The organism is Natrialba hulunbeirensis JCM 10989, assembly GCF_000337575.1.
GTDB classification, from domain to species: domain Archaea; phylum Halobacteriota; class Halobacteria; order Halobacteriales; family Natrialbaceae; genus Natrialba; species Natrialba hulunbeirensis.
In genome coordinates this window covers 89,646-112,298 of the sequence record NZ_AOIM01000026.1, presented here as the reverse complement: position 1 = coordinate 112,298, position 22,653 = coordinate 89,646, and the positions used below count along the sequence as shown (strand labels likewise).

The window sequence follows — 22,653 nt, the reverse complement described above, 5'->3', positions numbered from 1 at the left end:
GTACACTGTCTGCATTAGTAACCACCCGTTTCAGACGAACCTTTGTAGGGTTGAAGCTCGAGTTGCCAATCGGGGGTCGCATCGAGATCCTGGTTTCAGACGAACCTTTGTAGGGTTGAAGCTCGTTCTCACCCTCACGAACGCTAAGAACCAGACCGTGGTTTCAGACGAACCTTTGTAGGGTTGAAGCACTTCTCTGAACTCAGCAGACGCGATCGCCGGCTCAGGTTTCAGACGAACCTTTGTAGGGTTGAAGCGCACCTCGACGAGTCGGATTACGAGGAGGGGGGCGACGTTTCAGACGAACCTTTGTAGGGTTGAAGCGCCCGATCAACAACTGGCGGTTAGTGGTGACCGGGAGTTTCAGACGAACCTTTGTAGGGTTGAAGCCGCTTTCCTCGCTTCGAAGGACGATTCCCGCGCCGAGTTTCAGACGAACCTTTGTAGGGTTGAAGCCGTTGTCCACGTCACAAGGAATTCATTGCCCGGCTCGTTTCAGACGAACCTTTGTAGGGTTGAAGCATACGCTCGTCCTCGTCGCTCTGGTACTGCACGTACGTTTCAGACGAACCTTTGTAGGGTTGAAGCAGTTTGAGTTTGCCTGAGTTAGAGCCAGTTGACTTTGTTTCAGACGAACCTTTGTAGGGTTGAAGCCGTTCTCTGCCGTTGCCTCCGGGTTGCTGTCCAGTTTCAGACGAACCTTTGTAGGGTTGAAGCAGTACAACACACGGCATCAGCTGGTCCTGATCAACACTGTTTCAGACGAACCTTTGTAGGGTTGAAGCCGTTTTTGTTCGCGGTGCGTGCGTCGTGTGATTCGTTTCAGACGAACCTTTGTAGGGTTGAAGCATGCGCTACTGTTCACAGGCCGGCGACGACTGTCACGTTTCAGACGAACCTTTGTAGGGTTGAAGCTTTATGAGTTGCATCTGTGGGGTCTGTCCCACCTGAGTTTCAGACGAACCTTTGTAGGGTTGAAGCGAAATTGACGTGAACCCGCGCGCCTATACTGGCACGGTTTCAGACGAACCTTTGTAGGGTTGAAGCGAAATTCGAATGCTCACCGGGCAGGAAACGATGGTTGTTTCAGACGAACCTTTGTAGGGTTGAAGCGATCGACTCGTGGTCGGGTGCGTCTACCAGCACGAGTTTCAGACGAACCTTTGTAGGGTTGAAGCGTCTAACTTGTCTTCGCCGACCGCGCCCGCGAAATGGTTTCAGACGAACCTTTGTAGGGTTGAAGCCCACCGAACAGGGCTGGGCATCGTGCATCAGTCTGGTTTCAGACGAACCTTTGTAGGGTTGAAGCGACGATGGGACTGTTAGTAAGATAGACACATCGGATGGTTTCAGACGAACCTTTGTAGGGTTGAAGCCACTCGTCGGTGAACGTGATCGCGAGCTCGCCGTCGCGGTTTCAGACGAACCTTTGTAGGGTTGAAGCTCGGGATATGTCGGCCGACCCGCCGCCGGACTGTTCGGGTTTCAGACGAACCTTTGTAGGGTTGAAGCGACAAACGCATCCGGATCAACCGGAGTATCATTATCGTTTCAGACGAACCTTTGTAGGGTTGAAGCCGGCAGTGCTCCATGTGAGGTCGTTGTCTTCGATCACGGTTTCAGACGAACCTTTGTAGGGTTGAAGCAAAAAGGGACTCAACGGCGAAGCACACCCCTGGCAGTTTCAGACGAACCTTTGTAGGGTTGAAGCGAGCGTGTCGACCGGTTGGCGATCGCCGTTGTGCCAGGTTTCAGACGAACCTTTGTAGGGTTGAAGCAGGAGGGCGGCCGCTACCCCGACGCAGGATACTACGTTTCAGACGAACCTTTGTAGGGTTGAAGCCGGGCTTTCACCCATCCGGCACTCGTCGCGCTCGTGTTTCAGACGAACCTTTGTAGGGTTGAAGCGTTCAGCGCGTCCTCGGCCCACTCGAGACTCGTCGTTTCAGACGAACCTTTGTAGGGTTGAAGCGCCCTCTTGACGCGTTTGAACTCCTCAGCGTTGGGCGTTTCAGACGAACCCTTGTAGGGTTGAATCTGGTGGTTTGACGTGACGCTGCCCTGGAGAGGGCTCGGTTTCAGACGAACCTTTGTAGGGTTGAAGCCGGCACAATATCCTTGACGAGTCTAAAGACGGCGCGTTTCAGACGAACCTTTGTAGGGTTGAAGCGATCAGTTCGGCAAAGCCGACCAGGGGGATCGCGAGGTTTCAGACGAACCTTTGTAGGGTTGAAGCATCACACTCTTGCGTTATAGGCGAGAAGGTCCTTCACGATTCACGTGTTCTTACGTCCCAACACGAGCATTCGGCAAAATCGAAGCTGAACTCGATCTCTCGTACAGAACGGTAAGACAGCGCGTCGAGCGCTTTGCCAGAGCGCTCAACGCGCCTTCGCTCACGCTATCTGGTCCGGTCGAAATCGACGAAGTATACGTCTCAACGGATGAAAGGCCGCGAGCGAGACCATAGTAGTTCACAGAAGAACTGGGTATTTGGAGCGACGTGTTCGGGGAGAGAAGATAGCTCCCTGCGGCTCATCAGTTCAGTACACCCAGAAGTTTGCTGGAGCACTAACGGGTGTCGCCGTCCGCTCTCACTCCCACGGTTCATCAAATTCCGCCGCGTAGCACTCGCTGAGCTGGTCTGCGAGCAACATTCCAAACCAACTCTACGACCTGCTCATTCCTCAAGTTGCGCTAACTAGACGGTGCCCCGACGAACGTATTATCAACTATCTCAAAGGCGATAATAGTCTCGATCAAGCGTGTAAACGGTACTCGGCGAGCAACTTCGAGGCGCTGGCCGAACCGATCGCATCCACTCCATCGGACCCGTAAACGTCCTCTTTCAACTATTTGACGTCGTCGATGATCAGATTGATCGACTCCGAGAGGTCGCCCCGCTCGTCGTCATCAATTGTGTGTACTCCCTCCTCGAACGCCGGCTGGTCGAGCGAGCGTGCTTCGCAGCAACGCTTGGTAAGTGAGCTTGCTGCCACCGGCTCAGATGAACGCTTCCTCGTCTTGAGGATCGACGTAGTTCGGGTACATCTCGAGGCGCTTGTACTGCTCGGCGGCTTCGAAATCACCGTAGCCGAGGATCTGGAACGGTTCCGGTGGTTCGAGGCCCATCCGGATGAAGGCGTCGCGCACCTGGCAGGCCAAATTATGGTTGACGTAGTCCTGGAACTCGGCGAGGCTACCGGCATCCATCACAGGGAGTTCGATCCGTGCGTCGGGTTCACGGTCGAACGGCTCGGCAGCATCGGTGACGTGTTCCTCACCCTGGTCATCGAGATAGGCCATGTGGAGCGACGAGACACCGTCGATTTGGAGGCCGTCGGACAGGTCACTATCAGCGGCGTCGGCCAGTGCTCCCAGTTCTCGAGACGCAACTCCCCAGCCATCGAGATCGACCGTGTTTCCGTCCTCAAACGACATGGTGTCTAGCCGGTCTGGCGAGAGATCCAGTCCATGTCGGGCAGCGATCGCTTCAGCTTCTTCACTGTATTCGGTCTCGAACGGGTCTACTCCCAAGTAGACGTTCTTGCGGTAGAGAACTGAGTCAGCGCTGGACGCTGCCGACGAAATTTCGACGACACGATCAGCACTGGAGTCGTCGTAACTTCGAAGCTGTCGATACAGGTCGCCGAAGTGTTGTTCAAACCCAGACTCGGCGAGGCCGGCGATAGCAACCCGAACAGCGTTGATACGCTCCGGATGGATTCGACGGGGCTTCATGGTGTCGTAGCCGCGTTCACAGTAGACGTAGTATTGGGCAAACCGACGGGCCTGTTCGTTTAGTTCGTTTTCTTCTGGGGTACGTTCGTCTGGTTTGTTAGCATACGCATCGCATTGGTGGTGATAAATGCTACCCGTTTCCTTTCTCAGTTCTATTTTGTGTTTTCCCCACTATTATCCGCAATATGGAGACCGATGCTTCGTTCGTTTTTACCCGTAATTATAGCTTTCATATTATATCAGCCCCTCAGAATTGTCGGCATGTTCAGTCCCACCGAAGCGCTGACGAAGCTTCTCGTCAATCAGTTTCTCGATCGATTGCTTGACACCTCCGAGTTTATTGAGGGAGACATCCGGGACTTCGGCGTTGGCGATCGCGTCGCGTCCTTTCCCCCAGAGTTTGCCGTAGAGGGTTTTGCCGACATCGGAAACGGCACCACCAGCGAGCGCCCCTAACACTGGGTTTGCAGTCATGGCTCCGACAGCCAAACCAACCGTGCCGCCGACAACTCCGGCTCCGGCAGCCTCACCGACGGTATCGATCGTACTCCGTTCGGAATTGACTGCGTTGAACAGTTTAGCCTGATTGGCCTTGATCTTTCGAACTTCGTCAGCCAATGCTTCGGGAGTAGCCTCAACCTCGTCAGGGACTAGTTCACCACCTTCCTGATCGTCGTTCCTACTGAACGGATTCAGTTTCCCCAGCGCTGTTCGCTGAATGTGGACATCCGTCCCCATCCGATTCACGATCACTGGATTCTCACCAGACAACGCCTTCGCGGCGGCCTCGTCGGCTTCCCGCTCTAACTGCGGATCCGGGTCGATCTGCAGCCCACCCTCTTTGGGCATCATCGAAATCGTCGTCCCCGTCTGCTGTTTGACATGTGCAAGTTCGTGGGCCAGCAAGAACTGTCCCTCCGAACTCTCCGGGTCGTACTCGCCGGAATTGAAGACGACATCGTTCCCACAGGTAAACGCCTTTCGTCGATCGCGTCAGCGGCTTCCGCCGCTTTCGCACCCGTGTGAATGCGCACATTCGAGAAATCAGTGTCCATGCGCTCCTCGAGGGCGCGCTGGACCTGGGCATGGCTCACAGGCGACGGCAGGAACAGCACTGGCTCGGAGCATCGAGAGACCATAAGATCGAAGTTCTTCTTACCCTCACGCGGTCGGCACGTCAGCCTCGAGCGTGTGGTACTCCTCGTACATATCGAGTTTCCCGTAGCGTTTTGTGTAGTAGAGACGACCGGGACCCAGCACACGGAACTCGGCAGGTGGCTCGACACCCATGCCGATGAAGCAATCCCGAATCTGGCACTTCAGGTGGTGAGCCAAAAACTCCTGACACCGTTCAAGGGAGCTGAATTCGACCGGCAACAGTTCGATGCGAGCGTCCGGATCACGATCGACGGGTGCGTCGCCGTCAACGACGTGCTCGTTCCAGTCATCGTCGAGGTAGAACATGCCGAGATCAGAGACGGCTCCAATCTCGAGTGAGCCACTGAAGTCGATCTCTGGGTGATCAGCAACGGCATCAGTGAACGCCTCCCAGCTAGCCGTCTCTCGTTCGGGTGGCTTCTCGAGGTCGATATCGTAGGCGTCGGCCAGTTCCGCTGCTCGCTCCAGACTCGTCGACTGGTCGGAACCGACTGTGAAGTATATGTCTTTCCGATAGAGGATTTCCGACGGCTCTTCGGCGTTTGCCGGGATGTCGACGACCGACTCGGTATCTTCGTCGAAGTAGCTGGTCATCTGCTGGTAGAAGTCACCAAACAACCGTTCGAACTCCTCGAGTGGGAGTTCCTCGAGGGCAACGCGGACGGTATTGAGACGGTCTGGGTGTTCCTCCCACGAGAGGGTCTCATATCCGCGTTCTTCGTAGACGTAATAGCGGGCGAACCGACGGGCTTGTTCGACGTGTTCGTTGCCCTCATCGGTGCGTTTAGCAGCTTTGTCTGGGTACCCCGATTGACCATGTCCCCTGATCCTCCCATCCAATTCAACTGCTATTTTATGCTCGGTGTTGTTATTATCTGTAACTTTAACACCAATCCACTCGTCTCTCTCCTCAATCAATTCACCCATCATGATTTATTCACCAGGGTATCCATCTGTATCAGAACCATCACCCAGCCCGAGTTTCTGCTCGAGGGATTTGTACTTCTCTTTGAGCCATTGGAGTTCGTCCTGGTATTTCTCGCCAGCCCATTCGCTGCCTTTATCGATCGCTCGTTTACCGACCTGTTCGTAGAGGTCTTCGCTGGTCGTGGCTGCGTAGGCGAGCAGCGGTGCGCCGATGAGTCCCGCTGCGGCACCGACGGTGCCGGTTGCGACGCCAACAAGCCCGGCACCGAACGCGAGGCCGCCAGCCAAAAGCCCTTTTTTGGATGCACCGATGGCATCCACTCCATCGGACCCGTAGACATCCTCCTTTAGCTGTTTGACGTCATCGATGATCCGATTGATCGACTCTGAGAGCTCGCCCCGCTCGTCGTCATCAATTGCGTGGACGCCGTCTTCGAACGCGGGTTGGTCGCCAGAGAGGAAGTTCTCGACTTTCCCTTTGATCGACCGCTGAATGTGGACATCCGTCCCCATTCGATTCACGACCACTGGATCCTCACCAGACAACGCCTGTGCGGCAGCCTCGTCGGCTTCACGCTCTAACTGTGGGTCCGGATCGATTTCGAGATCAGCGCCCTCCTGGGGCATCATGCTGACCGTTGCGCCGCCGTTCTGCTGTTTGACGTGTGCGAGTTCGTGGGCCAGCAAGAACTGTCCCTCCGAACTCTCTGGGTCGTACTCGCCGGAATTGAAGACGACATCGTTCCCACAGGTAAACGCCTTCGCGTCGATCGCGTCAGCGGCCTCCGCCGCTTTTGCGCCCGTGTGAATGCGCACGTTCGANCAGGTAAACGCCTTCGCGTCGATCGCGTCAGCGGCCTCCGCCGCTTTTGCGCCCGTGTGAATGCGCACGTTCGAAAAGTCAGTGTCCATCCGCTCCTCGAGTGCCCGCTGAATAGGCTGGTCGAGAGGGGTCCCGCTGCCACTACTGAGTACGTCCAAGACGGTGTCGGGGATGTCCGAGGGCCTGGTTCCGGTGCCTTCGATCGCGCGCTGGATGTGCTGTTGATCCTCGGAGCCGTAGCCGCGACTCGAGAGTGGCCGCCGACTCGCGCGCGGAATCACAACCTTGACCGGAAAATTCACCAGATTGATCGGCAACTCTATTTCGGGATCGCGATTGAGTTGCAGATCTACGCCTTCCTTAGATATCATGCTCCGACCCTGCCATGCTGTTTCACGTGTGCAAAGCGTAAGTGAATAAGATGTTGAATGAACTTTGCTCAGTTACTGCTGGAACGCTCTGGCATTAGGGTTGTGAAACTCGGGATAGAAGTCGACGTAATCGTAGCCGCGGGCAGCCATGAACCGGCCCATACCGAGCACGCGGAACTCCTCGGGTGGATGAACGCCCATTTCGACGAACGTATCTCGGATCTGGCAGCGCAGATAGTGGTCCATGAAGGACTTGAAGTATTCCAAGTCCTGTGGATCAATCGGCAAAAGTTCGATAACCGTGTCTGGCTCGCGTGCTGCTGGAGCCAGATGATCATCTGCAGCCACCAGATGACCGCCACTGGGGTACTTCACGTAGAGATCAGAGGTGTCGTCGATATACGCTGCGTCACTGAGATCGATGTCCTCGTCGATAGCACGGGCAGTGAACTCGCCAGCAAACTCGCCCCAGGTATCTAGTTCGCAGCCAGAGACGTCGGTGAGGTCGATTTCGGCCGCATCCTGAGTCACGTCCAAATTGTGTTTCTGAGCGAGTTCCGTTCCAAGATCGGTCTCCAACGGATCGACACCAAGATAGACATTTTTGCTGTATATCGCCGGATCGGTCGCTTCTGCTGGGGACGTTATTACCGGTCTGGTTCCTGCACCATCTTCGTAGTCGAACTGTTGGTAGAGGTCGCCGAAGTGATTCTCGAATTCGGCGAGATCCATCTCGCTAATCGCCTGGCGAACAGCGTCTATTCGCACCGGGTTTTCCGGTGCTGGGACAGTATCGTAGCCCTCTTCGATAAAGACATAATACCTGGCAAACTTCTGAGCCTGGAGTACGCGCTCACCCTGTTCATCAGTTCGCTGGGCTGGATCGTCTGGGTATCCATCTTGTTGGTGTCCAGTGATCGTTCCATATTTTTCCATCTCAATTACATGCTCTACGTTATCATTGTCCAACAAATTGACTCCGACGAGCCTGTCATTTTCTCCCGTAATGACGGCCTTCATTGTTTAGTCACCATCCCAGATTTGCCAACTCCCTCAAGGTCAGAGGAAGTCGAGGGATCCGCTTTCTTCAGTTCCTCGACCTCTTCCTTGAGAGATTCGTATTTCTGTTGGAGTTCCTGGACAGACTCGGAGTGCTGTTTTGGGAACGTGTACTCAGTTAGTTGCTTGGCTGCATCACTGGCAGCCCCTCCAAGCAGTTCGCCACCAATCGTCTCTCCGAGTTTCGACCCAACAGCAGCACCGGCAGCCGTCCCCATTGGCCCAGCAAAGCTTCCGAGAGCACCACCCAAGAAGGCACCGAGACTTGCCCCGCCAACCATTCCGACGGCTTTTCCACCGGCACCGACGAGGGAACCAATCGAACCTTTGGTTACTGCCTGGGAGAGATCACTCCCAACCTGCTTGGTCTTCTCCCACGCGTTGCTGAAAAATCCACCATCATCCGTCACCTGGGTGGACTTACCGGCGCTGTTTCCTGGTGTCTCACGCTCTGGGCCTGCCTCGAGCGGATCTTGCTCGGCCTGGTTCCTGACAACGCCCTCGTAGTGGTTCTGGACGATTTCGTACACCTCGCCTCTGGTGACGTATTCTGACTCGCCTTTCGCCGACCGTTGAATGTGCACGTCTGTCCCCATTCGGTTGACGACCAGTGGCACGTCACCAGTCAACGCCTGCGCAGCGGCCTCGTCGGCCTCACGCTCTAACTGCGGGTCCGGATCGATCTCGAGATCAGCGCCCTCCTGGGGCATCATCGAGATCGTCGCTCCACCGTTCTGCTGTTTGACGTGCGCGAGTTCGTGGGCCAGCAAGAACTGTCCCTCCGAACTCTCTGGGTCGTACTCGCCGGAATTGAACACGACATCGTTCCCACAGGTAAACGCCTTCGCGTCGATCGCGTCAGCGGCCTCCGCCGCTTTTGCGCCCGTGTGAATGCGCACGTTCGANACAGGTAAACGCCTTCGCGTCGATCGCGTCAGCGGCCTCCGCCGCTTTTGCGCCCGTGTGAATGCGCACGTTCGAAAAGTCAGTGTCCATGCGCTCCTCGAGTGCCCGCTGAATAGGCTGGTCGAGAGGGGTCCCGCTGCCACTACCGAGCACGTCCAACACGGGCTTGGGAATGTCCGAAGGCCTAGTGCCGGTGCCCTCGATCGCGCGCTGGATGTGCTGTTGTTCCTCGGAGCCGTAGCCGCGACTCGAGAGTGGCCGCCGGCTCGCGCGCGGAATCGTCGAGTCTACTGGGAGATCGGCCAGATCAACGGGCGAGCCCAGTTCCGGATAGGCGCTCTGGGCGACTGACCCGGCGGCGGCCGTCCGTGACGACGTTCGCTGGATCGAGGACTGTGACTGACGATGCGATTGTGTTTGTTTCGACTCACTGGCCGTTCTCGACTCGTCGGCCGTCTGGCTCGAGTCCGTCTGCTTTTGATCCCGATGCTGGGAAGACGCCATGATTAGGTCTTCCTCCGGTCGGAAAGCCTGCGATGTGCCGTCCAACCCGACCACGTTCCGTTCATTGGTAGGTAATTACTTCTATAGGGTAATAATAATTTTTCCTTCTGATGGAATATACAGTTGACTGGGTGTGTTCCCCGGCTGCACTGTTCCCTCCTGAACAAGATCACGAAAAGACCAAAAACCGAATAAGTTCAGTAACAAAAAATGTTAGTCACAATAGTTTGTAACGAATCACATGTACGACCATTTCGCCGATCGACTTCAGGCCGAGTTCGATCGGCTCCTTTTTGCTCTCGAGTCAATCATCACCCACGGAATCGAGACTGACGACTCGTCGTTCGAGCTGGTCGCCGAGCGGAGCAATGAATCGCTCTCGACGCCCGGCTTCGAACTGCAGTCGCTCGGATCGAAGATTCGAGCACTTAACGGCGAGACGGAGCACAGCGACGACGACGAACGCGGGCTGGCGATCGGGGAGGCTGATCGAACGGACCTCGAGGCGTATACGGCTGAGCTAGAGTCGAACATTCAGCAGGCCCGTGAGCAGGGCGTCGACCTTCGACTCGACCGACTTGTATCCGCGTTTGATCTCTCGCGGACCCATCTCGACGCGTTCTTGCTCGCGCTTGGTCCCGTTCTCGATCGGAGTGTCAGCGTTGCGTACGGACGCATTCGTGGAACCGGACAACCACAGTTACCAACGGTCGACCTTCTCGAGGACCTGCTCGTCGTCCTCCACGGGAGTACCGACAACGACGATTCGGAGCCGCCCGGCGAGGTGCTGGCGTCTCCCTCTCCGCTGTTCGAGTACGGACTCCTCGAACGCCAACACAGGAGCGAGAACGTGTCGCCGGTCTACGACACCGTCACCGTCGACGAACGCATTGTCCAGTACCTCAAAGGCGACGATAGTCTCGATCCAATTCTCTCTGAGAGAGTGTCGATCGAGCACCATAACCGCACTCTTTCGGATCTCGTCTTCGACGACGAAACTACGGCAACCCTCGAGGCGATCGAACAACGTACGAACGCCACTGACGTGCCCTCCATCTACTACTTCTCGGGCGAGGACGGCACCGGAAAGAACTCCCTTCCGGGGGCATTTTCCGACCCTGAGACACCGGTATTGCGTGCCGATGCGACAGTCCTCGAGGACACTGATCTGACTACCCGCCTGATCCGCGAAGCCGCCCTTCAGGAAGCAACAATCCACCTCGAGGGCCTCGAGTCAGTCACGGGCGACGAAGAGGGACCGACGATCGACGAGGAAGACGGCACTCTCGGGATCACGACTGCCGAGGATCGGCCGTCGGTCGATACAATCGTCGAACGGCTAGACGATGCTCCTGGCGATGTCTTCCTCTCACACACCGATGAATGGAAACCCGACATCGACCTTGAGGCCCACGGCGTCGAGACTGCACACTGCCTGTTTCCCGAGTATGACACCCGCCTGGCGATCTGGGAAGAGTACCGGACGGAATTCGCCGAGGACTCTCTTCTCGAGAACGTTGCGACGAATTTCCGGCTCCCACAGCGGGACATCCGACGAGCCATCAAAACAGCTCGGTATCTCTGTCGAACCGACGGCGATGCTGACGACATCGACCCCGCTGCACTCGAGGCTAGCAGCGAACCCGACAGTAGTGTCTTCGCCCCCGTCAACGGCGCACTCGAGCGCGACCATCTCTACGAAGCGTGTAAACGGTACTCGGCCAGTAATCTCGAGGCCCTCGCAGAGTCGATGGAACCGGGCTACACCTTCGAGGACATTTACCTCAACGACAGACCGAAGACCCACTTGCGGGAACTCTGTGGACATCTCCAGTATCGGGGCCAGGTCACCAGCGAGTGGGGCTTTGGCGAAACCGGCGATAGGGGCGACGGCGTCGTCGCCCTCTTTTACGGCCCACCCGGCACCGGGAAGACGATGGCCGCCGAGATTATCGCCACCGAAACCGGCCTCGATCTCTACCGCGTCGACCTCTCCCAGATCGTCAACAAGTATATCGGCGAAACTGAGAGCCGACTCGGGGCGCTCTTAGAGGAGGCCGAACGCTCGAACGCCATCCTGCTGTTCGACGAGGCCGACTCGCTGTTCGGCGAGCGGACCGACGTCGGCGATTCAACCGACCGCTATGCGAACAACGTGACAAACTTCCTGCTGCAGCGTCTCGAGAGCTTCGACGGGATTGCCCTGCTGACGACGAACAAACGCTCGGGGATCGATCCGGCGTTCAAACGCCGGATCGCCCACTCGATCAACTTCGATGTCCCCCAGGAGCGTGTACGCCGACAGATCTGGCGTAACGTCTTTCCCGACGAGGCCAGCGTCGACACCAGCGAGTTCGACTACGAGTACCTCGGTCGTATCGTTGTGACTCCAGCTATCGTTCGAAAGGTCGCAAAATACGCTGCCTACATCGCGGCCACCGAAGCCCACGACGGCCACCCTCTCGAGGACTCACCGACCGACTTCGCGGACGTGACGATCACCTTCGATCACGTGATCCTGGCGCTCCAGTATGCAAGTGAGGCGGGCGGGGTCGCCATCGAACAGGACTTCACCCAGTACGAGGACAAACTGCGAAGCTACGAGAACCAGAACGTCAGTCGGGAGTGGAGAGACGAACTCAGTCGAAAGTACGGCGACGAAACCAACACCGACCCCAGTGAGACCGACTCGAGTGGGGACGAAACCGGACGGGTCGTCGAAGACGAGTCGCCCGTCGACGAAGATCACACGAGTGCCCCGCCGGTAGACGCTGACGGTGGTGAAACTGTTGACCCGGGTTCGGATTCGGACGTTGATCCGGACACTGGGCCCCCCGAATCGACCGCTAATACGCCGTCCGGAAAACGGCCCGCTTCGTCCGTTGATCCGGCCGATGGTCGCTCCCCTGAAGCGGTCGTCACCGAATTCGTCACCCGGTTGGCCGACGGTGACGGTAGTGCCCACGCGTTCTACCATTCTCGGACGATCGCAGACGAATTCACCAGCAAAGATCTCGCAGTCCTGGACCACGGTAACGTTTCGATCGGCAATGATATCGAACGCGTTACTGACGCTCACGATAGTGTCGTGCTGCGGGTCGATCACGAGGTGAACACCGAGCAGATCCCCGAATCGATTGTGAGGATTCCGGAGACCGCTACGTACGAGTTACGCCCGGAGGAAGGTGAGGGATGGCGTATATTCTCGATCGCGGGCCGATAGTCTCCACCCTACCTCTGCGTTAAATCCACGTCTCTCGACCCCATCCACGCCCGCAGTCGCGCAGCCAACGCACCCGCCGTCTCTCTCCGGTCTCTTCTCCGGTGAGGATGGCACCGGTAAGGACTGCCTCTCTGCTGCGCTCACCGATCCCGAGGCCTCTATCCTACGGGCCAACGCCGCCGACATCCTCGAAGATAGCGGGATGCAAAACGGCGACCTCCTCACTCGCCTGCTACGCGAATCGACCCTCCAGGAGGCCGCTATCTACTTGACGGGACTCGAGGCAGCCACTGGCTGCGAGGATGGCGCGTCACTCGGATTCGACGAGGAGGACGGCTGGACGACGCGCCCGGCGACGTCTTTCTTGGCCACACCGACGAGTGGTAACCCGATGTCGACTTCGAGACCCATCGCGTCGATCCCGCCCACTGCCCGTTCCCAGACTACGAACTCGAGTGGCTATCCGGGAGGACGACAGCGAGGAGATCACCGACGAGCACCTGGTCAGTAACGTCGCGACGAACTTCCGGCTGCCACAGCGCGACATCTGCCGAGCAGTCAAGATTGCCCGGTATCTCTGTCGTACGGGGACTGATGTCGACGATTTTGACGAACTCGAAGCGCTCGAAGAGACGGACGCCTTTGCGGGCGAAACCGACACCTTCGCGCCCGTCGATGGCGAACTTGAGCGCGACCATCTCTACGAGGTCTGCAAGCGGTACTCGGCGAGCAACTTCGAGGCGCTGGCCGAACCGATAGAACCGAGAAAAAACGCGGTGATCGACTGCCACTCCCTGTCGACGATCCGTTACCGATTCTCGTCGATCACCTCCACCGCCACGTCGTCAGGCCCGGGGCCGATCACGACGCGATACCCTTCGTACTCGAAGCCAACGAGGACGTTCCCGCCAGACTCAAGCACCGCAGCTAGTGCCTCCGGGTCAACGACCTCGTACAGCGGTGGCAGATCGGCCACGTTGAGGTCGTTACGGGCCGCGATACGAGTGAGTGCCGTGGAAATAGCGGGATGCATTGGTAGTCTCGAGATCAATAATTCGCGCGGCGAACGTCGACTCACAGTCGGGACACGTGATCGCGCCCTGAGTCGGGTCCGCGCGGATGTCAGTACCGCACTTACAGTGGATCGTCAGTTCACAGTACATGTGTCGAGCTGATAGCGTGGCCCGACACGCAGCGAAGAGCACCCCAAGATGGTCCAACCGCCTGTGAGACTACGTTGGCGATAGGTCGGCAGGTCTTTATTTCGTCGCCGTCAATGGTGGAGTGCTCCCGCTACGCGGGGGCCGCATGTGAGCCGGAGTCCTGCCGCCAAGCTTGGAACTCCGGCTCTGCGCACTTTCGTGCGCGTCTGTTGGTTACTCAAGCAATCGTAAAGAACGTTAGGATATTGACCGATTGGTGGCTTCTTACGCCGTCGAATGGTCGTGACTCTTCTCGGCCGTAGTTGGATAGCGACCCGCCATCAGACCGATTTCGTAGCAGCCTCATGAATGGTCTCTCAATAGTGAACCAAGTGTGACATTGGGGATTAGCGGATCNTAGCGACCCGCCATCAGACCGATTTCGTAGCAGCCTCATGAATGGTCTCTCAATAGTGAACCAAGTGTGACATTGGGGATTAGCGGATCGCCGGAATCGAGATTCCGCGATCCACACTGAGGACAGTACGCATCTCCGCCAGCAACTCGCAATTTAAACGCTTGAGAACCGCCTTCTCCGTCGTCAACTCGCTGCACAGCAACAGCAGCTCATTCAAACGAGCATCTGTGATAATGATCCACCAATAACATTATGTGCTGTCAATATAATTGATTATTCGAGATGGCGGGTATCAACAATGGTGATGTATCATAGTTCGAATACTGATCCGTCTGTCCGCACGAGCAGACACAGCCTACGACAATACGTATCACCACAAGCTACGGGGACGAATCTGGAACGCACTTGAAAATACCGAATACGATACACTACATGATTCCGGTGGGCCGCCGGGATTTGTCATGTCTAACCCGTTCCCACCGGGTGATATGCAGGAAGGTGACGATCGAACGCTTTTGGTCGCCTCACACGATGAGGGGCTCCTCGCACACGTTGCAGAGGATTTACTTGACGACCGTGAACTGAATATCGGCCAGATGCCTTTTTTGGTCGACAATATTCAGTCACTCGAGCCGGATGTCGGTGAACCGGGGACGCGAGGCACGCTCGAGACGGGGACCGGGTTACTCGTTCGAATTCCGCCGTGGCAGTGCGAGGAGTACGGTATCGACCACCCAGGCGGGGATACGCCGGTCTTCTGGCGACCTGAACATACCACGGAGCCGCTGTTGACGCAACTCGAGTCGAACCTCGATCAGAAACACGAGTTGTTCGCACACGACGATTTACCTGGCCCGAGCGATGTAGACGGTGATCTGTTCGACGGCTACGAACTCATCAAGACCTTCGCGGTACCCGTGACGGTGACTGAGGGTCAGGAGATGACCTACGTCTTGAGCAAATGGGAGTTCAATTACACCGTCCGAGACGATTCTCACCGCCGACACCTGAATCTCGCATTGGATTGTGGGCTGGGAGAGCGAAATTCACTCGGGCTTGGGTTCATGAATATTACAAGTCGAACCCGACCAGGCGAAACTGAACTGGAGGGCGAGGATGCTTTCGCCTAAGGCGTTTCGAGAGGCATATTCCGAGACCGAACTGGACGAGGAGCTACCGGATAGCCCGATTGGTTCACTACGGGATATCCAGTACCTCTACGGCAAGCTCTATACGCTCGCGACCACGGGTGGTGGTGAGTATGCCCCTTATCTCACGCCCGACGCAGCCGGCGACATCATCGACACCGATGACAGCCTCATCGCCGTCCGGATTGATGTCTCTGGGGATGAACCGACGCTGGCGGATGACATGATCGGTCCCGTTCAGGTTACGCGATACACGGAAACGCTGGTTCAGAACGTCGGCCATTGCAAGTACCCAGCCGCTCGTGGAATCGACCATAGCGTCACCCATCAGGCTGGCCGCAATAGCGATCCTGAAAAGCTTGCGCGGTACGCGAAAGAACGACTTACGAAATGGGCGACTGATGATGTCGTGACGAATGCTGCGACAGAGCACCCGGACGGTTGGATTATCGAGGACCTGGCAGCACTGGGCACCGACGAAGCGACCCTTGAGGATATCGAGGACGCTGTAGTGACGAGGTTGGGCGGCGAATCGACTACCGCCTTACTCACGGTGCAGATTAAAACCGAACCTAACGGCGACTATCGCTGGCCGGGCCAAATCGACGCATTCCGTGAAGCAATGCGCCAGCGTAAACTCTCGAAGCTCGTCACCAAGAACAAAGCGGATGACTCCTCAGGGGATGCAACCGATATTGTGACCGGTCGATCGGCACGAACAGTTGGGACCTCGGAGGATCCCCAGAATTACTTCTTGGGTAAACAACTCGAGAAATTCCCCGGACTCGACATCGAGGAAGCGTGGCGTTCCCATCCCATTTCCGAGGATGCTGCCGTCACTGTGATGAACGCCGAGACGTTCGTCGAAGCTTGTACCTATCGGACGTTCGGAACGAAGGTGTACTCCCTGCCGTACTTCTTTGGCCGTCCGACACCAGAAAAGGCCTACGAGCTGTACAAACTCCTCTACCAAGCAGCAACCGACGAAGGGAAAGACACACCGATTGAGGACGCCTACGAACGACAACGAGAGGCCGACATCGACGAAACGGATCTTCGGTTCTACGTCTCGGCGGTGATGCCCCATCAGATGTCTCGATACGACGTTTTCGGCGAGACGCTGAACGGACGGCTACAGTATCCGCGGGAACTCGCCTTCACGCACAACCGTCTCGTCGATGTCGCGAGCGCGTTCAACAGCATCGACGATTGGACGCCACCCATGCCGACCACCGATAGTTGGGGGCTACTTGCATCGGACAATAATCGGCTCAACTCCGTCTCCACGGGCTGGTACTTCTATCAGACGTTCGCCGAGCGAGACGACGCCGACGCGGACGCCGACGATCCGCGGATCGAAGCGCTCGTCAGCGTTCTGAGCGGCGACACCATCGCTGTCGAGACGCTACTCGAGGAGTACGTCCAACGAATAATCGACGAACAGACCGACGACAGCGAGCATGAGGGATTCCCGTCGTTCCTCGTCGCCAGCCAGTTCGCACAGCTGTGTTCGCTGGCCGACGGCAAGCTCGAGTTGGTGACGACGAACGATAGCGCGAAGGAACCGATCACGCGAGAACCGACCTACGAGGAACACACAATGCCAGATTTCGAAGAGATAGCAATCACGGATGGGGGTAACCCCGCCGACGCGAAGCTCGAATCGTTCATCGAAAACACACCTGCGCTGTCGTCTACAGGGGATAGCGAAGGGACAGTCGCCAACCAGCGCCGCGGTGCGTTCTTGCTCGGCGCTCTCGTCGGCGATATCGGCAGCTATCAGGAATACAGCGAGGATCGATCGACGACGCTGGTCGATCAGTATCCGGTGAAATCGATCACCCAGTCGCGAATCAAGAAGGTCGCACAGGAGACGATTGCGAAGACGTTGACCTACACACGTCAGGAAAAGAAACAGCAAAACGGCTATCCTGGCACGAAAGCCGACCACATCGTCGACCGACTACGGGAGACGATCCTCGATCCCGAACCCGATAACTGGCAGATTGACACCGACGATCTGCGTTTTTACTACGCCCTCGGCGTAACCTACGGCATGAACGACCATCCGTGGGACAATGGTGCACAGGACGACGAAGCAACGACACCCGAGGAGGAACACTAACATGGCAGACACTACCGACACCGTCGAGAATCGCTCAGAAATCGTTTTCCTGTACGACGCCGTCGACGCGAATCCGAACGGGAACCCGCTCAGCGGTGCAAACCGTCCCCGGATCGATCCACAGACCCAGCAGGCGATCGTCACCGACGTCCGACTGAAACGATATCTCCGCGACCAACTCGAGGACGACGGTCACGGCGTCTACATTCGAAATGTGCAGGAGGAAGGTAACCAGTACACGCGCGGACAGTTGCTCGAGGACCGATTGAAGGAAGTCGATCCCGATGACTACGACCTCGAGGACGACGAGGAAACAGAGCGATTCCGCGACGACATCTTTGGCGAGTTCCTCGGCAAAAGTGTCGACGTTCGGTACTTTGGCGCAACGATGTCTGTCGACACGGACGACGAATACGCAGAACACCTTCCAGACCACTTCACCGGCCCCGTCCAGTTCTCGCCCGGCAAGACGATGCACGCGGTCAACGAGAACGAGGAGTACGACAGTTTGACGAGCGTGATCGCAACGCAGGAGGACAAACAGCAGGGTGGGTTCGACCTGGATGATCACCGAATTCAGTACGGACTCATCCGATTCCACGGACTCGTCGACGAACACGGCGCAGAGGATACGAAACTCACGAGCGACGATGTCGAGCGACTCGACACGCTTTGCTGGCGCGCGATCAAGAATCAGACGATCAGTCGGAGCAAGGTCGGGCAAGAGCCGCGTCTCTACTGTCGCGTCGAATACGCCGACGAGAGTTTCCACCTCGGCGGTCTGGACAAGGACCTTGCGCTGGACGACGAACGGTCGAAACCCGACGAAGAACTTCGCAACGTCCGCGACCTCGCCGTCGATATCGAGACGTTCGTCTCTCGACTCGAGAACGCGAGCGAACAGATCGAACGAGTTCGGGTCGTCGCAAGCGACGTGCTCACGTTCAGCCACGAGGGTGACGATGGCGGGCCCGGCGTGTTGTACGGTGCACTCGAGGACGCACTGGGGGCAGACGCCGTCGAGGTTGTCGACGTCTACGACGAACACACTGCAACGATCCCGGACGACAGTTGAGACGATGGGACAGCAATCACTCGAAACGTGGACGACCGAGGAGGATGGCAGTAGCGACCAGCCGGAGCGCTGCCTGTCCTTTACCGTTCGAGGGCCCTGGGGGCACTTCCGTCGTATCGAGGGTAATATCGTCAAACAGACCTACCGAATCATCCCGCGGACAACGGTCGCCGGACTGATCGCCGCAATGCTCGGTATCGAACGGGACGGCTACTACGACCTATTCGGACCCGATCAGTCGGCGATCGCAATCGAGCCGGAAAACGAAGTCCGGACGATCAACATGCCGATGAACACGCTCTCGACGGCCGACGGAAACCTCCAGTCGCTGAACGGACGAGGGAAAATCAGCGTCAAGCTCCCGGATCCGACGACGCTACGCCAGCAACACAACTACGAGGTGCTCGTCGATCCCGCGTACCGTATCGACGTGGCGCTGGCAGACGATGAGCGATACCACGAGCTTCGATCGACGCTCGAGGATGGGCGGTCCCACTACGTCCCGAGCTTAGGCTTGTCGGAGTACCTCGCTGAGATCGAGTACCACGGTGAGTTTGATGTCGAACCCGAGTCAGTCGATGGAGAGCAAGCGGTCGCCGTCGACTCCGCCGTGCCAGATGCCGTCGAAGATGTCGTCCTCGAGGCGGGAACACGCTGCGAGGTCGAAGAGTCGCCCGCGTTCATGGCGACGGACTCGGGTGGACGGACGACGACTGACTTCACCGCGTACACGTACAACCCGGACGCCGACCCACTTGCTGTCCGAAATGTCGATCCTGCGACGGTCGACGACAGAACCGTCGTCTTCGTCTGAGATGCCAACGCGCTATTCCCATCCGCCGGAAGACGATCATAATCCCTCGAGTGGAGCCAATGGAGGTGTCTTGCTCATCGACCACCTCGAGGACGTTGCAAAGCGAACTGGCCACATCGTCCCAGACGACGCACAGACACCCGAAGGCGAGCCGCTACAGGACATCGTCGAAACGCTCGCGTACGTTCACGATTTCGGTAAAGCGACGACGTTCTTCCAGGACTACCTGCTCGAGTCTGTGGAACCGGACCCCAAGATGTGCCGGTACCACGCTCCACTCGGTTCGTTCGCCGCGTTCTACGCGCTCGAGGCAAAAGGATACGACGCCGAGACGTGCCTTGCGGGCTTTGTCGCCGTCGCGAAGCACCACGGCAGTGTTCCGGACGTTGCGTCGTACGCCTTTGATCGTTCTCACCGACGCGAGAACGTTTCCGAACAGACACAGACAGAACGGTCCCAGACTGCGATCAGAATGCAGATCAGAGACATACTCGATCACGCTCCGGATCTTGCCTCCGAGGTGTTCGAAGCCGCGACCGACGGACACGGCTCGTGGAGCGAGTTCTGTGAACGGTATGCCGGGAACCTACTCGAGGACATCGAATCGACCGTCACAACAACTGAGACGGGACCGTTCGATTACGAGTCGCTTTCGGAGTCGTGTTACGCACTCGTTCTCGAGTGTTGGGGGTCGCTTGTCCTCGCAGACAAGACGAGCGCAGCACAAGCGGAAACCGGTGACGACGTTTCTGAAGCGACCTACGCCGCAGACTCGCCCACGCTTTCGAAACTGGACGAACACGTTGCAGCGATCGAAGCTGGTGTCACCGCCGACCCGAACGGAACGCGATCGGAGCAGTTGAATCACTATCGCTCTCGAGCGCGGCAGCGAGTGCTCGAGAACGCCGCTTCATTTGCGGACAACGGTGGTGGCGTCGCGACGCTAACGCTGCCGACTGGAATGGGAAAGACCCTTTCCGGGCTCTCAGCAGCGATGGAGATCCGTGATCGAACCGGTGGCGACAGAATCGTCTACGCGCTCCCGTTTACGAGCATCATCGATCAAGTCGTCGACGAGATCGAGGAGATCTACGACGCTGATACCGCTGGTCGGTTGCTCACGGCACACCATCACCTCTCGGAAACGACGATACAGGACGAAGAACACCCCGGTGAGGATTCGGACCAAGAAGCTGACGACGCCGATCAAAATGACGATGTTGCCGGGATGTTAGCAGAAAGTTGGCGGGCTGGACTTACGGTGACGACGTTCGTCCAGTTGTTCGAGAGTCTCGCCGGTCCGGCGAACACGCAATCGATGAAGCTTCCAGCCCTTCGCGACAGCGTTGTCATTCTCGATGAACCACAGAGTCTCCCACTGAACTGGTGGAAACTTGTTCCCCGACTGGTTGCACTGTTGACCGAACGCTACGATGCGACGGTCATTGCCATGACGGCAACGCAACCGCAACTCTTCGACGAAACGACTCCGTTCGTCGAGGATGCGACCGAACTCGTCGATGACCCGGACGTATACTTCGAAACGACTGAGCGAGTAACGTACGAACTCGATTCGTCGACCGAACGGTACATCGACAAGCAGACTGGCCCAAAGTCGTACGAGGACGCTGCGGCAGAACTTCTCGGGGCGGTAGATAATAACGAGTCTGCACTCGCAATCTGCAACACGATAGACAGCGCACAGACACTCACAGACCACGTCTCAGGAGGGCGTTCGGAACTCGCAGACGTCGGTGAGGCGTACGCTGCCGAACTCGAACGGTGTGGTAGCGTCGACGATGTCGATCCGGAAGTACTCGCAAACCGGATTATGGATAGCGGAGAGAACTCGATATTGCATCTCTCAACACGACTTCGTCCTATCGATCGACTTACACTCATTGAAACGGCGAAGATTCTTACCGGAGACGGACATCCCCTCGTTACCATTTCGACGCAACTCGTGGAGGCAGGCGTCGATATTAGCTTCGATCGCGTGTATCGAGATCTCGCACCGATCGACAGCATCGTTCAGGCCGCCGGTCGGTGCAATCGGTCGTTCGAACGCGAATCCGGGATCGTCACCGTCTGGTGGCTTGACGTTCCCGAAGAGCAACAAAAGACGCCGGCAGAAGCAGTCTACAATCGCGGTCCGTCGTTGCTCCCTGTCGCGGCCGAAACGCTTGCCGAAGTACGAGTGGACGACTCTACACTCTCCGAAACCGCCGTCGCTCGAACCGCCGTCAAGCAGTACTACAACCGACTACATCAGGAGAAAAACGTCGGGAAAGATGCGTACCCTACGTATGTCGACGATGCTCGAGGCGACGAACTCGAGGCACTCTCGCTGATTGAGCAACGGCATGCCATTGATGTCGTCATCTCCCGGACGGACGAGGACCGAGAACTGATAGAAGCGGTTGAAGCCGCGATAGACCGATATGATTTCGAGACCGTCAACTCTCTTATGGACGAGTTGCGGACGAGACAGATTTCGGTTCCAATCTATCAGTCCGGGTCGGAAGAGGAGCGAAAACTAGCGAATCTTCCGACTGTCCATTGCGAGACCGACATCCGCCTGCTCGACACATCCAACTCGCAGGTTCGGAACTTCTTCGATCCGGTAACCGGATTCGTCGTCCCTGACAACACCGTCGAGCGTCGATTCCTATGAGTGACACCGATCCCGTTACCCGCTTGCTCGAGACCGCTCGCGGAAACCCCGTCGACGAACCGTTTCGCGTTACCGGCGTCATGATGCAGTACTATCACGTCTGTAAGCGAGAACTCTGGTTCGAGTCGCGAAACCTCGAAATTGACCGCGAAAACCCGACGGTCGTCCGTGGCACCCGCGTCGACGACACTGCATACGAGGAGAACCGGCAGAATCTCCACCTCGGGATGATCTCGCTCGATCTCCTCGAAGACGGGCGCGTCATCGAGGTCAAACCCTCGTCGACACTTACTGAGCCAGCCGAAATGCAGTTATCGTACTATCTCTGGTATCTCGATCGCGTTGCGGGTATCGAGAAGGGCGGCGTCCTCGCACATCCTCGAGAACGAAACCGTGAACACGTCGAACTCACAGACGAACGCAAAGATGCCGTGGAAACTGCAATTGATGGCATTCACGAAATCGTAAGCAAAGAGACGCCACCGCCGGCAGAGGAGAAGCCGTTCTGTGACTCCTGTGCGTACCACGACTTTTGCTGGTGCTAA

General features: G+C 57.2%; 15 protein-coding genes, 3 pseudogenes and 1 CRISPR repeat array (1 of these 19 cut by a window edge). Of the genes and pseudogenes, 8 read left to right on the top strand and 10 right to left on the bottom strand.

Annotation, left to right across the window (positions count from 1 at the left end):
• Positions 1-2,236: a CRISPR direct-repeat array (repeat unit 30 nt; unit sequence GTTTCAGACGAACCTTTGTAGGGTTGAAGC) (it extends 2,874 nt beyond the left edge of the window).
• Between the two features lie 32 nt (positions 2,237-2,268).
• Positions 2,269-2,483, top strand: a pseudogene (locus C483_RS19490) (IS1595 family transposase); the annotation flags it as partial.
• A gap of 369 nt (positions 2,484-2,852) precedes the next feature.
• Here C483_RS19490 and C483_RS20235 read toward each other — a convergent pair.
• The 7 genes and pseudogenes from C483_RS20235 to C483_RS21340 all read right to left on the bottom strand — a co-directional run bounded on the left by C483_RS20235 (position 2,853) and on the right by C483_RS21340 (position 9,489).
• Positions 2,853-2,999: a hypothetical protein gene (locus C483_RS20235; protein WP_160166256.1), complete on the bottom strand. Its 147-nt coding sequence runs from the start codon at positions 2,997-2,999 to the stop codon at positions 2,853-2,855.
• Between the two features lie 4 nt (positions 3,000-3,003).
• A complete protein-coding gene (locus tag C483_RS09320) occupies positions 3,004-3,741 on the bottom strand; it encodes a hypothetical protein (RefSeq protein ID WP_006653106.1) in 738 nt (245 codons plus the stop codon).
• Positions 3,742-3,975: 234 nt separating this feature from the next.
• Positions 3,976-4,820, bottom strand: a pseudogene (locus C483_RS09315) (eCIS core domain-containing protein); the annotation flags it as partial.
• 82 nt (positions 4,821-4,902) lie between these two features.
• Positions 4,903-5,739: a hypothetical protein gene (locus tag C483_RS09310; RefSeq protein ID WP_006653104.1), complete on the bottom strand. Its 837-nt coding sequence runs from the start codon at positions 5,737-5,739 to the stop codon at positions 4,903-4,905.
• A gap of 93 nt (positions 5,740-5,832) precedes the next feature.
• Positions 5,833-7,020: an eCIS core domain-containing protein gene (locus C483_RS09305; protein WP_006653103.1), complete on the bottom strand. Its 1,188-nt coding sequence runs from the start codon at positions 7,018-7,020 to the stop codon at positions 5,833-5,835.
• Between the two features lie 72 nt (positions 7,021-7,092).
• The gene (locus C483_RS09300; RefSeq protein ID WP_049912528.1) at positions 7,093-8,040 is read right to left on the bottom strand and encodes a hypothetical protein; all 948 of its coding nucleotides are present in this window, start codon (positions 8,038-8,040) and stop codon (positions 7,093-7,095) included.
• Positions 8,037-9,489 (bottom strand): annotated as a pseudogene (locus C483_RS21340) (eCIS core domain-containing protein). The gene C483_RS09300 and the pseudogene C483_RS21340 overlap by 4 nt, the downstream one beginning before the upstream one ends.
• Positions 9,490-9,730: 241 nt before the next feature.
• Between C483_RS21340 and C483_RS09285 the strand changes: the two are divergent.
• The gene (locus C483_RS09285) at positions 9,731-12,712 is read left to right on the top strand and encodes an ATP-binding protein (RefSeq protein WP_006653101.1); all 2,982 of its coding nucleotides are present in this window, start codon (positions 9,731-9,733) and stop codon (positions 12,710-12,712) included.
• Between the two features lie 264 nt (positions 12,713-12,976).
• Here C483_RS09285 and C483_RS21165 read toward each other — a convergent pair whose 3' ends face one another.
• From C483_RS21165 to C483_RS09275, 3 genes are all read right to left on the bottom strand, one after another.
• A complete protein-coding gene (locus C483_RS21165; RefSeq protein WP_160166255.1) occupies positions 12,977-13,123 on the bottom strand; it encodes a hypothetical protein in 147 nt (48 codons plus the stop codon).
• 32 nt (positions 13,124-13,155) lie between these two features.
• The gene (locus C483_RS21160) at positions 13,156-13,410 is read right to left on the bottom strand and encodes a hypothetical protein (protein ID WP_160166254.1); all 255 of its coding nucleotides are present in this window, start codon (positions 13,408-13,410) and stop codon (positions 13,156-13,158) included.
• Positions 13,411-13,520: 110 nt separating this feature from the next.
• The gene (locus tag C483_RS09275; protein ID WP_049912526.1) at positions 13,521-13,745 is read right to left on the bottom strand and encodes a HalOD1 output domain-containing protein; all 225 of its coding nucleotides are present in this window, start codon (positions 13,743-13,745) and stop codon (positions 13,521-13,523) included.
• Between the two features lie 850 nt (positions 13,746-14,595).
• Here C483_RS09275 and cas6 point away from each other — a divergent pair.
• From cas6 to C483_RS09245, 6 genes are read left to right on the top strand one after another with little or no spacing between them, the layout of a single operon-like run.
• Positions 14,596-15,402, top strand: a complete 807-nt coding sequence (cas6, locus tag C483_RS09270) for a CRISPR-associated endoribonuclease Cas6 (protein WP_086009730.1) — start codon at positions 14,596-14,598, stop codon at positions 15,400-15,402.
• Positions 15,389-17,545 carry a type I-B CRISPR-associated protein Cas8b/Csh1 gene (cas8b, locus tag C483_RS09265; protein WP_006653096.1) on the top strand — a complete coding sequence of 719 codons (2,157 nt, stop codon included), beginning with the start codon at positions 15,389-15,391 and terminating at the stop codon, positions 17,543-17,545. Before cas6 ends, cas8b begins: the two co-directional genes overlap by 14 nt.
• Before the next feature lies 1 nt (position 17,546).
• A complete protein-coding gene (cas7b, locus tag C483_RS09260; RefSeq protein WP_006653095.1) occupies positions 17,547-18,620 on the top strand; it encodes a type I-B CRISPR-associated protein Cas7/Csh2 in 1,074 nt (357 codons plus the stop codon).
• Positions 18,621-18,624: 4 nt separating this feature from the next.
• Positions 18,625-19,434, top strand: coding sequence for a type I-B CRISPR-associated protein Cas5b (cas5b, locus tag C483_RS09255; protein ID WP_006653094.1), 810 nt, complete (start codon positions 18,625-18,627; stop codon positions 19,432-19,434).
• 1 nt (position 19,435) lies between these two features.
• Complete coding sequence (locus C483_RS09250; protein WP_049912525.1) at positions 19,436-22,108, top strand: CRISPR-associated endonuclease Cas3''; 2,673 nt, start codon at positions 19,436-19,438, stop codon at positions 22,106-22,108.
• Positions 22,105-22,653: a CRISPR-associated protein Cas4 gene (locus tag C483_RS09245; protein WP_006165800.1), complete on the top strand. Its 549-nt coding sequence runs from the start codon at positions 22,105-22,107 to the stop codon at positions 22,651-22,653. Before C483_RS09250 ends, C483_RS09245 begins: the two co-directional genes overlap by 4 nt.

Excerpts from the sequence above, each read along its gene's own strand:
- C483_RS09320 (WP_006653106.1), bottom strand. The coding sequence starts at position 3,741 with ATGAAGCCCCGTCGAATCCATCCGGAGCGTATCAACGCTGTTCGGGTT.
- C483_RS09300 (WP_049912528.1), bottom strand. The coding sequence starts at position 8,040 with ATGAAGGCCGTCATTACGGGAGAAAATGACAGGCTCGTCGGAGTCAAT.
- C483_RS09285 (WP_006653101.1), top strand. The coding sequence starts at position 9,731 with ATGTACGACCATTTCGCCGATCGACTTCAGGCCGAGTTCGATCGGCTC.
- C483_RS21165 (WP_160166255.1), bottom strand. The coding sequence starts at position 13,123 with ATGGGTCTCGAAGTCGACATCGGGTTACCACTCGTCGGTGTGGCCAAG.
- C483_RS21160 (WP_160166254.1), bottom strand. The coding sequence starts at position 13,410 with ATGGTCGCGCTCAAGTTCGCCATCGACGGGCGCGAAGGTGTCGGTTTC.
- C483_RS09275 (WP_049912526.1), bottom strand. The coding sequence starts at position 13,745 with ATGCATCCCGCTATTTCCACGGCACTCACTCGTATCGCGGCCCGTAAC.
- cas8b (WP_006653096.1), top strand. The coding sequence starts at position 15,389 with ATGCTTTCGCCTAAGGCGTTTCGAGAGGCATATTCCGAGACCGAACTG.
- cas7b (WP_006653095.1), top strand. The coding sequence starts at position 17,547 with ATGGCAGACACTACCGACACCGTCGAGAATCGCTCAGAAATCGTTTTC.
- cas5b (WP_006653094.1), top strand. The coding sequence starts at position 18,625 with ATGGGACAGCAATCACTCGAAACGTGGACGACCGAGGAGGATGGCAGT.
- C483_RS09250 (WP_049912525.1), top strand. The coding sequence starts at position 19,436 with ATGCCAACGCGCTATTCCCATCCGCCGGAAGACGATCATAATCCCTCG.
- C483_RS09245 (WP_006165800.1), top strand. The coding sequence starts at position 22,105 with ATGAGTGACACCGATCCCGTTACCCGCTTGCTCGAGACCGCTCGCGGA.